This window comes from Acidaminococcus intestini DSM 21505 (genome assembly GCF_000425045.1).
GTDB classification, from domain to species: domain Bacteria; phylum Bacillota; class Negativicutes; order Acidaminococcales; family Acidaminococcaceae; genus Acidaminococcus; species Acidaminococcus intestini.
In genome coordinates this window covers 19646-32928 of the sequence record NZ_AULA01000008.1, presented here as the reverse complement: position 1 = coordinate 32928, position 13283 = coordinate 19646, and the positions used below count along the sequence as shown (strand labels likewise).

The window sequence follows — 13283 nt, the reverse complement described above, 5'->3', positions numbered from 1 at the left end:
CTTCAGTATATTTATTCAAAATATTTGTTCATAATATTAATTTAACATGTTGCTAAATACTCCGTCAAATATTTTACAATTTGTTCATAAAATGATACATATTTGTGTAAGTATAATTTATCTTGTATATCCGTTCAAACACGTCCGATTTTATTCCCATTATCATTATTATCTGTACACAAATCATCCTTTTCAGTAAAAAGAAAGCCTCTCCTATCAAAGTTGATAGGAGAGGTTCATAAATTGCTTCTTTTTAATTAGAGGCGTCAAGAAAAATTCCGTCCATCATGACAGCCAAAGGATCTTGAATCGTGACAAAAGGTTTATCCTTGAAAAGGACCAAATCGGCATCCTTTCCTTTTTCTAGGCTCCCAACCCGCTGATCAACGCCCATGACGCGGGCCGCATTGATGGTGACCGCTGCAAGAGCTTTTTCATAGGCCATGCCCTTGCTGATGGCAAGGCCAACGCAAACAGGCAAATACTGCAGGGGAATCACGGGAGCATCCGTAATGATGCAGATATCACGGCCTTCTGCTAACGCCGCTACACTGTCAAATCCCTTCCCGTGAAGCTCCACCTTGCCGCGGCTTCCCAGGCTGGGCCCTACAAGAAGAGGGATCTCCGGACGTTTGCGCAAAAATTCCAAGATATCCGTCCCGCTTGTCACATGGTCCAAGGTAAACCGTAAATGAAATTCATCACAAATGCGGATAGCCGTCACAATATCAAGGGCCTCATGGCAATGAATCTTAAGCGGTTTTTCGCCACGCATGACAGGCACCATGGGTTCCAGTTTCCGGTCATAATCACGGACAGGCGTTTCCGCATAAACTTTGGCAGTAAGGAGAAATTCCCGAAGTGTTGCCGCAATCCCCATACGAGTTGTTTCATATCCCTTTTTAGGATTTTCCCCCAGGGCGCATTTCATGGCAAAATAAGGATCAAGGACCATCTCGTCAATGATCTTGCCCCGCGTCTTGATGGCAGCATACTGACCGCCGATCACATTAAGCGAACCAGGGCCGCTTGCGCAGCACGTAATCCCGGCATTTCGCGCCTCCTCAAAGGTCCGGTCAAGAGGATTGATGGCATCAATGGCACGCATCTCTGGTGAAAGAATCATCTTCTTCTCATTATGATCAGCGTAAAATTCACCCAGCGAATCTGCTTTGAGTCCAAGATGTGTGTGGGCATCAATGAATCCAGGCGTCACATAGGCCCCGCCAGCATCCCGAACGGATTCACCTTCTGCCGAAAGGCTCTCCCCCACTTCGGCAATTTTTCCGTCAAGGACCCTAATATCATAGAACCCCTCTGTCACATGGGGACTGAGTACATGAGCATTTTTGATCAGCATTGCTGTTCCTCCTTCATTGAGTTTTCTTTCAGTATAGCACAAAAATCACAGATACATGGAAACCCCTGGCCCGATAGGCAGATCAAGCAGCAGCCAAAGAACCAGCATGACCGTCATGGTTGATAGGAGAACCAGGGAATATGGAATCGTAAGAGAGAAAATGGTTCCAATCCCCAGTTCCCGTTGCATCGTCTCGCCGGGACGCAAAGGAATCTTCCCTTCGGCTTGATATTCCGTGAGGAGTCCTATAATGATGGGCAGGGCGGAATGAAGGGGCGAACAAATATTGGTGCACGAATCCCCAATGCGAAAGGCCAGCTGGGCATAGGCAGGATGGACATTGAGGAGGGTGAACATGGGCACAATCATGGGGGCAATAAGGAGCCATTTAGATGATCCACTGGTCATGAAAGGATTGATAATGGCTGTCACAACAACAATCATTAGGCACAAAGGAATAAGCCCCACATCGGCCCCTTTGAAGATTTCAGCTCCAACAATGGCGACAACCTTGAATATATTGGACTTATTCATCATATCGATAAAAAGGGAAGCAATCAAGGTTGTTGTCAAAAGAGGAATGGCTTGCTGCAGCCCGGCTGATACCAGACGGGGAATATCTCGCATCTCCTTGATTGTTCCTGTTGCTGCCGCATAAGGAATTCCCGTTGCCACAAAAGCAAAGCCTATAATGACGATGATGCCCTCAAAGAGTGGGGATTTTGGAAGAAATCCCCCTTTGGCATTACGCAGGAGTGCTCCCTCTGGAATCGTGAGAAGTCCCATAATGAAAAGGAAGAAAAGGAAGCCATAAAAAGCCCAGCGCAGTCCTTTTTCCTGATCTTCCGTAAGGCGATGTTTTGCGATGAGGCTCTCATCAAGGGTCCCATCCCCATCGCCCACCATACGGCAAACGACTTTTTCGGTAAAAATGGTCATGGTCACGGAAAGAACAAAAGTGGCTGCCGCCATGAAAAAATAGTTGACCGCGGGATTAATGGGTACAGAAAGTCCCATTTCCTTGACAATGCTTTCTGTTATCCCCGCGAGCAGTGCATCCGTCCCGGCAAGAAAGAGGTTGGCTGTAAAACCGCCGCTGGCGCTCGCATAGCCAAGGATGACCCTAATAAGAGGATTGCGTCCCAAGGCGGCAAAGATGACACCGCCCATGGTAAAGGAAAAAATCGTCCCCGCGTCACTCATCAGATTGGCATTGATTCCCACAAAGACGACAGCAAAAGTAATGAGACTGCGTGGTGCCTTGAGCAGATATTTTTTCATGAAGGTCTCAAAAAAGCCCGTTTTTTCAATGAAGGCACTGGCAGCCATCATGACAAGGACCAATTTAAGCGGTGGATAAGAAACAAAGATTTCCGGGAATTTTATGATGATGTAGCGCAGGTTATCTCCAGAAAGAAGATTAACAACAGCAACTGTCACAAGCTTTTCCGGTTCACCGGGAATCTTTGATGCACTCATATAGGAGATACTGACACCCATACGGGCAAGAAGCCAGGAAATGAATAAAGTAGCAAGGAGCATACCGCCAAAGAGCATAAAAGGATGGGGTAATTTGTTGCCCCAATACTCGATGGTATCAATAAATCGATTGAGGAAGGTTTTCTTTGTTTTCATGAGGATTATTCTCCGTTTAGAAAAAGGAAGCCTCAACCAGAAGCCTCTCCAAAAGGATATTCATCGCGATGAATTTCTACTGATTCTACAAATCCCCCAGCAGCTGATTAGCTGCCAGGGGATTTTCCATCTTAGTCTGATGCCTTCTTAAGGGGGGACAAAATCAAGGAAGCCGGAACGTTACTGAATATGCATAGGAATGCCCGGTCCAATGGGAAGACCAAAGGTGAGCCAAACAATGAGCATGGCCGTCATGGTCAGAAGAATAACCATGGCATAGGGAATAGTCAAGGAAAAAATCGTACCAATCCCAATCTTGCGATGTTCCGTTTCACCTGGACGCAGAGGGATTTTCCCGTCTTCCTGGTATTGTGTCAGCATGCCAATGATTACGGGCAGAAGTTCCTGCAGAGGGGAACAGATATTCGTAGCCGAGTCACCAATGCGATACGCAAGCTGGGCATAAGCAGGATGCACATTCAGCATGGTGAACATAGGAACAATCATGGGCGCGATGATGAGCCACTTGGAGGAACCGCTTGTCATGAACGGGTTGATGATGGTGGTCACGACAATGATCATCAAACAAAGCGGCAAAAGACCGATATTGGCTCCACGCAGAGCTTCTGCACCAGCTACAGCAACCATTTTAAAGATATTGGATTTATTCATCATATCGATGAAGACCGCTGCCATCATGGTCGTCGTCAAAAGGGGAATCGCTTCCCGCAGACCGGCGGAAACAAGGCGGGGAATATCCTTCCACTTCTTGATTTCCCCTGTTGCCACACCATAAGGCAGGCCTGTGGAAACAAAGAAGAAAGCAATAAGTGTGATGATGCCAGCAAAGAACGGTGATTTCGGCAGGAAACCACCCTTCGCATTGCGCAGGATGGCCCAGGAAGGAACGGTAAGGGCTGCCATAACGGCAAGGAAGAAGAGAAATCCATAAAAAGCCCAACGCAGTCCCTTTTCCTGATCCGCCGTTAGTTTATGCTCCTCAAGCAAAGCCATATTGACCTTTCCATCCCCATCACCGACCATACGGCAGACAACCTTTTCCGTAAAAAGGGTAAGCGTCACAGAAAGGAAGAAGGTCGCTGAAGCCATAAAGAAGTAGTTCATGGCTGGATTGATATCGACTGCAACGCCCATCTCCTTGACAACACCTTCCGTTATGCCAGCAAGCAGAGCATCCGTCCCAGCAAGGAAGAGATTTGCCGTAAAGCCGCCGCTCGAACTTGCCCAACCAAGAATAACACCAATCAGGGGATTTCGGCCCAAAGCAGCAAAAATAATTCCACCCATGGTCAAGGCAAAAAGGGTCCCGGCATCACTCATCAAATTGGAGTTGACGCCGACAAAGACAACAGCAAAAGTCACGAGGCCCCGAGGCGCGCGGAGCAGATACTTTTTCATAAAAGTCCCAAAGAAACCGGTCTTTTCGATAAAGGCCGTTGCCGCCATCATCACAAGAACAAGTTTCATAGGTGGATACCCAATAAAAATATCAGGATACTTCGTAATCAGGTAACGCAGGTTTTCTCCGGATAGCAGATTGGTAACGGCAATGGTCACTTCCTTTTCCGGTTCCCCTGGGGTTCGTGAAGCTGCCATATAGGTTATGCTGCAGCCAGCCTGGGATAAGATCCAGGACCCAATAAGGGTAATGACGACGAGCATCCCAAAAAGGATAAAAGGATGGGGCAATTTATTTCCCCAATACTCAATGGTGTCGATGAATCGATTCATCCACGATTTCTTTCTTACAGATGGTTGCATGCGATTTGTTGCCTCCTTTTGTTTAATTGGGTTCCGTTCCTGCTAAAAGCGCCTGCCGGATTTTTAAGCCGTCTATCCAAGCCGCGGCTGGTTTGACCGTTGCGTCCCCTTCGATAGAAAAAACGGCGCTTTGAGAAAAATGATTGCATCTTTATTATACCCAAAGTCAGGATAGAATGCTAGTTATTTTCTGAAAATATAAAATTTTGCAAAAATAACGGCGATTCATCCATGTGATGTGGTCAAATTCGATATTGTCTTTATGGATTCATTACATTTCTAAACAATATGATTCGATATTTGGCGTATAATGGCCCATTGATTCAAACTGCCAGTTAACTTATCCACACCAAAAGGTCTTATTCGAGGTTTCTCCTCTTTTACCTTGCAGGATGAAGCGCTGTCGAATACAATGAAAGAAAAACGTTTCTCCCCATGCAGAAAGGAAGGCTTCCATGGAACATTCCCAGAATAACGTGCTGCACTTTACCTTGGGCCATTTTGGTACAGACTGGGCCCAAGGCGGGATTCCAGCCCTTCTCCCCTATTTTATCGCGGCCTGCCATCTTTCCTATCAGGAAGCAGCGGGCATCATCTTTGCAAATATTGTCCTCGCCTCTGTAACGCAGCCTCTCATCGGCTACTATTCGGACCGTGCATCCCTTCCTTATTTGGTCCCCCTTGGTGTCTTTCTCTGTGGGTTCAGTCTTTCAGCCATGGCCTTTACCCAGAATTATTGGTTCATCCTCTTTTTAGCCATGCTGAGCGGATTGGGCAGCAGCCTTTTCCATCCCGAAGCAGCTCGTCTTGTAAACGGCATTTCAGGCGCCCAAAAAGGCAAGGCGATGGGGATTTTTTCTGTCGGGGGCAATGCAGGCTTTGCCGTCGGTCCCGTGGCAGCAGGGTTCAGCGCCTATCAGTTTGGCATCAAGGGGCTCATCATTTACGCCGTAGTCAATTTTCTTACGGCTCTCTATCTGATGAAGAAACTTCCTGCAATCAAAAAAAGACTCAAAGGGACAGAAAAAAGGGAATGCCATTCAAACGAACCTCAGCCGAAAAATGATTGGAACGCCTTCGGGAAACTTAGTTTCGTTATTTTTGCACGCTCAATTGGCTTTACCATCCTTAACTCCTTTATCCCAATTTACTGGATCAGCGTTCTTGGCACATCAGCAAGCAGCGGCAGTCTTGCCCTTTCCCTGCTTTTTTCCATGGGGGTTGTCATGACTTTTTTGGGCGGTATCCTGGCAGACAAAGTGGGACACATCAAGGTCATGCGGATATCCTTCCTCGTCATGGTCCCCGCCCTCTTCTTTCTCACAAACAGTACCAGCCAAACGACAGCAACCCTGCTCTTGGTGCCGACGGCTCTTTCCCTTTTTGCGCCTTACAGTCCCATGGTCATCTTGGGACAGACCTACCTTGCCCGCAACATTGGTTTTGCTTCCGGCGTGACCTTGGGTCTCAGTGCCAGTGTAGGCGGCCTGATTTCTCCCCTGGTCGGATGGGCTGCCGACCGTTGGGGTGTTGGTCCTAGCCTGCAGATTCTCTGGATCGTCGCCGCCATTGGCTGCTTCTTCGCCTTCCTCGTTCCCGTCCCGCCTTCCATGATAAAGAAAAAAGCATGAAAAATTCCCGACTGGTATCATTTCCAGTCGGGAATTTTTCTTTTTATCTAGTTATAAGATCATATTTTGAATGATTTCGCCGTCCTCATCCTGCTGATACTGGACCTTGAACGAATAGCCTTCAGAATTTCCGCTTTTTGTATAAAATCCGCGGATCTCAAAAAATTCCTCATTGGAAACAGCATAAGCTTCCGTAAGGTCCCCCAAGTAAACAGTCAAAGATTGGGCTGATCCATCAAACGTCTTAAGGACAGAGGCAAACCAATGGGCAAATCAATCCACATTCCGGTAGATGATGTTTTCTTTTTGAAAGTCCTGGTCTCGATACGTCATCAAAAAGTCTCGCTCACCGGTGCAGGTGAATAGGTCGATCAGGAAGCCCTACAATTAAATCAGAGCCTTTACTGCAGCAAGGACACCATCAAAATTAATGGCATGGGTGACTTCTGGAACGTATTCCACATAGGTGACCTTATCATTTTTATCAATGACAACAACACCACGGGCTTCAAGACGCAGTCCTTCCATGAGGAAGCCATAGTTCGTCCCAAAGGAGGCATCACGATGGTCAGAAAGGGTAACTACATTCTTGACCCCAGCAGCCCCGCACCAACGAGCCTGAGCAAAGGGCAGATCCATGGAAACCGTGAGGACCACGACATCGGAAGAAAGACCAGTTACGTCCTTATTGAACCAACGGGTCTGGGCATCACAGACACCCGTATCAAGGGACGGTACAACAGAAATAACCTTGATTTTGCCTTCATAGTCCTTCAAGGTCTTTTCAGCAAGGCTATTATCAAGCAACTTGAAATCAGGCGCCTTTTCTCCCACTTTCACTTCGGGACCAACAAGGGTTACAGGGCCTCCAGCAAAAGTAACTGCACCAGAACGTTTTTCCATAATTCATTCCTCCTATATCATAGCAAAATGGATGATCCATATGATTCATTCATACGACACGTATACTATAGCACTTTAATAATGATTAGTAAATAGTTATTTTAACTATTTACAGAAAAATTACAGCAAGAAAAACGTCCCTATGGAACACTCCATAGGGACGTTTCAGGCACCTCACGGTGCGTATGCGATTTTTTAAGGATAAAAGGAGCCTACCTGCGGCACAACTCCCGATTCATCTTACATCATGCCAGGCATGCCACCCATGGCAGGAGCCGCCGGAGCCGGATTTTCAGCCGGTTTATCCGCAACAACGGCTTCCGTGGTAAGAATCATGGCAGCAATGGAAGCTGCATTCTGCAGGGCACTGCGTGTAACCTTGCAAGGATCTACAATACCGCTCTTGATCATATCAACATATTCTTCCGTCTGGGCATTGAAGCCAATTCCCTTCTTAGCCTTCTTGACAGCTTCAACGATAACGGCACCTTCAAGACCGGCGTTGTTGGCGATTTGACGGACAGGAGCTTCGATAGCGCGTCTAACGATATCAATACCTGTCTTCTCATCCCCTTCGGTTTCCTTTTCCAGTTCATCGAGGGCCGGCTGTACTTGCAGAAGAGCCGTACCGCCACCGGCAACGATTCCTTCGGCCACAGCAGCGCGAGTAGCGTTCAGAGCGTCTTCGATACGGAGTTTCTTATCTTTCAGTTCCGTTTCCGTAGCGGCACCAACTTTGATAACGGCAACACCGCCAGAGAGTTTAGCCAAACGTTCCTGAAGTTTTTCCTTGTCGAACTGGGAAGTCGTTTCAGGAATCTGGGCACGGATGGAAGCAACACGGTCAGCAATGGCCTGTTTGTCACCAGCACCATCAACGATGGTAGTAAGGTCCTTGGTTACACGGACCTGGCTGCAGGAACCAAGATCAGCAACTGTAGCGCTGTCGAGCTTACGGCCAACTTCTTCACTGATAACCGTCGCACCCGTCAGGGTTGCAATATCCTGAAGCATAGCCTTGCGACGATCACCAAAGCCAGGAGCCTTGACGGCAACAGCCTTAAAGGTGCCACGGAGTCTGTTCACAACGAGTGTAGCCAGGGCTTCACCTTCGATATCTTCAGCAATGATCAAGAGTTCACGGCCCTGTTGTACCACTTTTTCAAGAACAGGCATGATGTCTTGGATCATAGTGATTTTACGGTCCGTAATGAAGACGTACGGATTGGAAAGAACGGCTTCCATCTTGTCCGGATCCGTAACCATATACGGGGAAATATAGCCGCGGTCGAACTGCATCCCTTCAACGGTTTCAAGGGAGGTTTCCATGGTCTTGGATTCTTCAACGGTGATGACGCCATCGTTGCCGACTTTTTCCATAGCATCAGCAATCAGGCCACCGATTTCCGTGTCACCAGCAGAAATGGAAGCAACCTGTGCTTTTTCTTCCTTGGTGCTGACCGTCTTGGCATTTTCCTGGAGCTTCTTGACGAGGCAGTCCGTTGCTTTCTTGATGCCTCTCTTGAGGACCATGGGGTTAGCACCGGCAACCACGTTCTTCATGCCTTCATGAACGATGGACTGAGCAAGAAGGGTAGCCGTCGTGGTCCCGTCACCAGCAATATCGTTGGTCTTGGTTGCCACTTCACGAACAAGAGCAGCCCCCATGTTTTCAAACGGATCTTCCAGTTCAATGTCCTTAGCAATGGTTACACCATCATTGGTGATGGTCGGGGAACCGAATTTCTTTTCAAGGACAACGTTGCGGCCCTTGGGCCCCAAGGTAACTTTTACAGCATCAGCCAGTTTATTGACGCCGCGTTCCAGACCACGACGTGCTTCTTCATCAAATTGAATGAGTTTAGCCATTTTTATCTACTCCTTAGTTCCAAATGATATAAGGTGATTGGTTCTCCACAAAAAAGGGAGCGATTCACTTATCCTCAACGACGGCCAAGATATCACTGTCACGGAGGATGATATAATCCTTGCCGTCCAGTTCGACTTCGCTGCCGGAGTATTTAGCAAAGACAACAGTTTCGCCAACCTTGACTTCAGAAGCAATGCGGGTGCCATTATCAAGGAGACGGCCCGTACCTACAGCTACGACTTTACCGGTCTGGGGTTTGTCCTTATGAGCCGTATCGGGCAGATAAATCCCGCTTTCCGTTTTTTCTTCCTGCACAACCGGTTCTACGACGACATGATCTTCCAAAGGTCTTAACATGTTTGTAATCCCCTTTCACTATGGATAAATTTTAACTTTTTGATTTATTAGCACTCATTACATTGGAGTGCTAACCACAGCTATAATAATAGCATCTTTCAAAAAAAATGCAAGGGGTTTTACTAAAAAAGTCAAACTTTTTGTCTTTTAGGTTGGAAAGACATATAGGAATGCTATGGAGCTTTGATGCTTTGATGCTTATAGTGCGTTGAAGGGAAAGATGATAACGAGCGGCGCCTAATCGTCTCCCTGTCGGTCGTGGGCGCCAAATTACATTCGCCCTCAAACATGTTCTTCTGCTTTTCGCTCCGTTCCATAGCAGCCTCAGAACCCGGGCAAATCCGCCTCGCAAGCCGCTGTTATGAACTGACCTTTTTCAAGACGGTTTCCAAAAATCTTTTCCCTCATACTTGACCCAAAGGTAATACCTGGCAGCATATGGCAAGAGCTAGGGTTTCACAGTCTCCGGCTTTTGCCTTTTCTGTTATACGTGGATTGGTTACCAACAGGCTAATGGGTTCGCCGAGAGCCCCACTATCTCATATCACGGATCTTAAGGTACAACCTATAAGCGGCTCGTAAGGAAACGTCTGCTTCGCGTCTTCATCCACCACCGAAAGACCATGTTTCCTCTTTTTAATGTGGCAACATGCGGCTTTTGTCCCCCCTTGGCAAAGGCGGATTGATTTCGGAGAAATCAAGTTCTAACGCGTAACACGATAGCAGGTCGTACCGAATATAAAGTAACCGTTGTCGGGTATCATCATAGCAACACTTTTATAGCTGGTTTATCTACCTGCCGCCTTTGGCAGCAGCATCATAGCGCTGCAGCATCACAGCAAAAGCCAGAGTGCATGGATTCATCCATGCACTCTGGCTTTTCTTTCCTCATTTCTTTTCCATTTCTTCTTTGAGCCGAGCCATGATTCTGCCATAGTTTTCCTTTTTATGGGGAAAAAGGCAATGAGAGCAGTCCTTGGTGCCTGTCTCCGTATAAGTATAGGCTCCGCCGCAGGCCTTAACTAGATACAAAGGACAGAAACAAAAGAGACAGTTAAAGTCCTTCCCGTCACTTTCCTTATGACAGGGGAAGAACTCACATTCCTTATGGGAAAAGTACTTATAGTGATTCGTCATTTTTCTTCCCAGCTTTCCGCCAGTTTGCCAAACTCTTCTATGGTAAGGGACTCCCCTCTGCGCGTCGGCTCAATCCCAGCACGGGCCATCCAGGCCTCCGCTGTATCACCAGGACGCACCATTGACTTTAGACAAGTGCGGAGCATCTTCCGGCGCTGGGAAAAAGCCGCCCGCACGACCTTAACATATAAAGACGCATCCACATTGACAATGGGACTCTCCCTTTTTTCACATACGACGACCATGGAATCAACCTTTGGGGCCGGCATGAAATCGTGAGCCGGAACGGGAATTGCCAGCTGGGGCTCCGAATAATACTGCAGCGCCAAGGAAAGGGGCCCATAAGCCTTTGTTCCAGGACGAGCAGCCATCCGCTCAGCCACTTCTTTTTGCACCATAACGACAATACGCTTTAAGGGAAGGTTTGCTTCAAGCAGGGAAAAGATGATGGGCGTCGTAATGTAATAAGGCAGGTTCGCCGCCACTGTAAAAGGCTTTCCCCCCGTAATGTCTTTGAGGTCAACCTTAAGGATATCCCCATGGATGATTTCTACATTGTCATACCCTTCAAGCGTCTTGCGAAGGATTGGAAGAAGAGACTCATCGATTTCAACACTCTTGACATTGGCTCCGGTTTCCGCAAGGGCCTGGGTCAATGTGCCGATTCCAGGCCCGACTTCAAGGACCAGGTCCCCAGGACCAATCTTTGCTTTTTCTGCAATGCCCCTTACAACAGACTCATTGATGAGGAAGTTCTGTCCAAAGCGTTTTTTTGTATGAAGGCCAAAGGTATCAAGAATATACCGCGTTACTTCACGGCTTGCAATCACAGGATGAAGCATACTGAAGTCCTTTCTCACGCATGACGTGTTTCGATGATCTGAAGTGCTTTATTGAATTCGTCGCGGGTCACGCCATAATGATTGAGACGCTCCACCATTTTCTTCACATTGCCGTAGCCAATACCCAGTTCGGCTCCAAGGGCATCCCGTTTTTCCGCCGCAGACTGGGATCCGCTCATACCGTTATGGTAAAGGTCCATGGCCGTAAATTCTTCCTGCGGCGTCATCGTGGTGTGACGCACCTTGGAAAGTGCCTTGAGGATTGCCTCCGGCTGAGCCTGCTCAATGCCCACATCATGGTGGGCCAGAGCTTCACACTTTGGCACAAAGGCCTGTCCCGCCTCAGGAAAGCGCTCCGTCAAATAACGGCGGATTCGCTCCCCTGCCCCATCAGGGTCGGTGAGGATGATGATGCCCCGCTTCTTATAGGCTGCTTCAATCTTTTTAAGGGTATACGGCGACAAGGTAAAGCCGCCTGTTTCGATTGTATCGGCATCAAGGGCCTTCTTGATCGCCACTGTATCCATTTTTCCTTCTACGACAAGGACTTCCTTAAGCAATCTTGTCACGCTCCCTATTCTTGGACCTCTCGTTCCGGATTTTTACTCTAACAGATTGCAGGAAGAATGTCAAAAGAAAGTTCTCCCCACAAATAAGGAAAGAGGCCATTGCCAATTGGCAACAGCCCCTTTTCTACTCAAGGAAATACACGGTTACGTCGCGCCTGCCCCAACTGATTGCGTCAGAGTAGTTTTCCATGTACAGGTCAATCCGGCTGCCATTGATAGCACCGCCGCAATCACCTGCCACGGCAAAACCATAACCAGGGATATACATCCGCGTTCCATATGGAATCACATCAGGATCCACAGCTACGATTCCATGATAAGGCACAACGCCTGTCGAAGTCAGACCGGTTCCACTGCCCTCGGCAAGGGTATACGCGGAAGCCTCAAAGGTTCTCGCGCTGCGGTACCGAACAAAGCCACGGCTTGTTTCCACCATCAGATTTTTGCCTGTGCCTACTTCTACGACTTGCGGAACAGGTTGGGAAACAACATCACGCGCCAGTTCACGTCTTACTTCTTGATTTCCAATCTTCACCGTGCGGTAGGTGACCACAGCTTCCCCATTGCGGCCTTCCGATACAACAGACTGTCTGCCGCGGGGCAGGTTGTCATTGTTGCGGAATTCCACTTCAAAAGGAATGCTTTCTTTGGCCGTCTTCACCTCAGTTGTGGGGGAAACGACATGGATGGTCATGTCTTTTTTTGCCGGGGACTCCAAGGACGGATACACCTTATATCCTTTGTAGTCCACACCCACAGCATCCAGCACTTCTTTTACCGTTTTGCGTCCGATGGTATACTCGGTCGTTCTTCCATTATGCCACACCTTGATTGGAATGGCACGGATGACTTCGATCGTCGATCCATCTTCAAAGTTTCCATGACCAACTACATCATAACCGTCGGCTTTTTGAAGAACAACACCGGCTTCTTCCAAAGCACCTTTAACCGTAAGGGCTCTGGTTGAAAGGGCAATCGTCTGCCCGTCAACTTGAATCTTCACCTGTTTTGGAGCGGCAGCAAAGCCGAGAAAATTCAAGCTGAAGACAAGCATGAGCATGACAACAACCCACTTTTCAGGACGCTTCCAAGTATTTGTTATTCGCAAATTCTCGCCTCCTTAAAGCTTTTGTATTCTACCATGGAGACGAAAAACCTGTCAAAACAAAATTAGGACCAGCTCCTAAAAATGAACAT

The 13283-nt window shown here is 47.8% G+C and carries 12 protein-coding genes; 1 reads left to right on the top strand and 11 read right to left on the bottom strand.

Features of this window, described 5'->3' with window-relative positions:
* Window positions 1-253 precede the first annotated feature (253 nt).
* The 3 genes from H503_RS0103610 to H503_RS0103595 form a co-directional block, all read right to left on the bottom strand.
* Window positions 254-1360, bottom strand: a complete 1107-nt coding sequence (locus H503_RS0103610) for an amidohydrolase family protein (RefSeq protein WP_016459537.1) — start codon at window positions 1358-1360, stop codon at window positions 254-256.
* Window positions 1361-1405: 45 nt separating this feature from the next.
* Window positions 1406-2995 carry an AbgT family transporter gene (locus H503_RS0103605; RefSeq protein WP_026385439.1) on the bottom strand — a complete coding sequence of 530 codons (1590 nt, stop codon included), beginning with the start codon at window positions 2993-2995 and terminating at the stop codon, window positions 1406-1408.
* 180 nt (window positions 2996-3175) lie between these two features.
* On the bottom strand, window positions 3176-4777 hold the full coding sequence (locus H503_RS0103595; RefSeq protein ID WP_026385438.1) for an AbgT family transporter: 1602 nt from the start codon (window positions 4775-4777) through the stop codon (window positions 3176-3178).
* 455 nt (window positions 4778-5232) lie between these two features.
* On the opposite strand from H503_RS0103595, the gene H503_RS0103590 reads away from it, so the two are divergent.
* Window positions 5233-6408, top strand: a complete 1176-nt coding sequence (locus H503_RS0103590; RefSeq protein WP_009015678.1) for an MFS transporter — start codon at window positions 5233-5235, stop codon at window positions 6406-6408.
* Between the two features lie 51 nt (window positions 6409-6459).
* Here the strand turns inward: H503_RS0103590 and H503_RS12420 are convergent, their stop codons facing one another.
* From H503_RS12420 to H503_RS0103550, 8 genes are all read right to left on the bottom strand, one after another.
* The gene (locus tag H503_RS12420) at window positions 6460-6627 is read right to left on the bottom strand and encodes a hypothetical protein (protein ID WP_155877833.1); all 168 of its coding nucleotides are present in this window, start codon (window positions 6625-6627) and stop codon (window positions 6460-6462) included.
* 168 nt (window positions 6628-6795) lie between these two features.
* Window positions 6796-7311, bottom strand: coding sequence for a thiol peroxidase (gene tpx / locus H503_RS0103580; RefSeq protein ID WP_009015679.1), 516 nt, complete (start codon window positions 7309-7311; stop codon window positions 6796-6798).
* A 240-nt stretch (window positions 7312-7551) separates the two neighbouring features.
* Window positions 7552-9180, bottom strand: a complete 1629-nt coding sequence (gene groL, locus H503_RS0103575; RefSeq protein ID WP_009015680.1) for a chaperonin GroEL — start codon at window positions 9178-9180, stop codon at window positions 7552-7554.
* A gap of 64 nt (window positions 9181-9244) precedes the next feature.
* A complete protein-coding gene (gene groES / locus H503_RS0103570; RefSeq protein ID WP_009015681.1) occupies window positions 9245-9538 on the bottom strand; it encodes a co-chaperone GroES in 294 nt (97 codons plus the stop codon).
* An 888-nt stretch (window positions 9539-10426) separates the two neighbouring features.
* The gene (locus H503_RS0103565) at window positions 10427-10675 is read right to left on the bottom strand and encodes a cysteine-rich small domain-containing protein (RefSeq protein ID WP_009015682.1); all 249 of its coding nucleotides are present in this window, start codon (window positions 10673-10675) and stop codon (window positions 10427-10429) included.
* Window positions 10672-11517: a 16S rRNA (adenine(1518)-N(6)/adenine(1519)-N(6))-dimethyltransferase RsmA gene (rsmA, locus tag H503_RS0103560; RefSeq protein WP_016459540.1), complete on the bottom strand. Its 846-nt coding sequence runs from the start codon at window positions 11515-11517 to the stop codon at window positions 10672-10674. The genes H503_RS0103565 and rsmA overlap by 4 nt, the downstream gene beginning before the upstream one ends.
* Before the next feature lie 14 nt (window positions 11518-11531).
* Window positions 11532-12077: a ribonuclease M5 gene (rnmV, locus tag H503_RS0103555; RefSeq protein WP_014128414.1), complete on the bottom strand. Its 546-nt coding sequence runs from the start codon at window positions 12075-12077 to the stop codon at window positions 11532-11534.
* Window positions 12078-12210: 133 nt separating this feature from the next.
* Entirely contained in the window at window positions 12211-13194 is a 984-nt protein-coding gene (locus H503_RS0103550) for a 3D domain-containing protein (RefSeq protein ID WP_009015685.1), read from the bottom strand.
* Between the last annotated feature and the right edge of the window lie 89 nt (window positions 13195-13283).

Coding starts and splice junctions, on each gene's coding strand:
- H503_RS0103610 (WP_016459537.1), bottom strand. CDS start 1,360: ATGCTGATCAAAAATGCTCATGTACTCAGTCCCCATGTGACAGAGGGG.
- H503_RS0103605 (WP_026385439.1), bottom strand. CDS start 2,995: ATGAAAACAAAGAAAACCTTCCTCAATCGATTTATTGATACCATCGAG.
- H503_RS0103595 (WP_026385438.1), bottom strand. CDS start 4,777: ATGCAACCATCTGTAAGAAAGAAATCGTGGATGAATCGATTCATCGAC.
- H503_RS0103590 (WP_009015678.1), top strand. CDS start 5,233: ATGGAACATTCCCAGAATAACGTGCTGCACTTTACCTTGGGCCATTTT.
- tpx (WP_009015679.1), bottom strand. CDS start 7,311: ATGGAAAAACGTTCTGGTGCAGTTACTTTTGCTGGAGGCCCTGTAACC.
- groL (WP_009015680.1), bottom strand. CDS start 9,180: ATGGCTAAACTCATTCAATTTGATGAAGAAGCACGTCGTGGTCTGGAA.
- groES (WP_009015681.1), bottom strand. CDS start 9,538: ATGTTAAGACCTTTGGAAGATCATGTCGTCGTAGAACCGGTTGTGCAG.
- H503_RS0103565 (WP_009015682.1), bottom strand. CDS start 10,675: ATGACGAATCACTATAAGTACTTTTCCCATAAGGAATGTGAGTTCTTC.
- rsmA (WP_016459540.1), bottom strand. CDS start 11,517: ATGCTTCATCCTGTGATTGCAAGCCGTGAAGTAACGCGGTATATTCTT.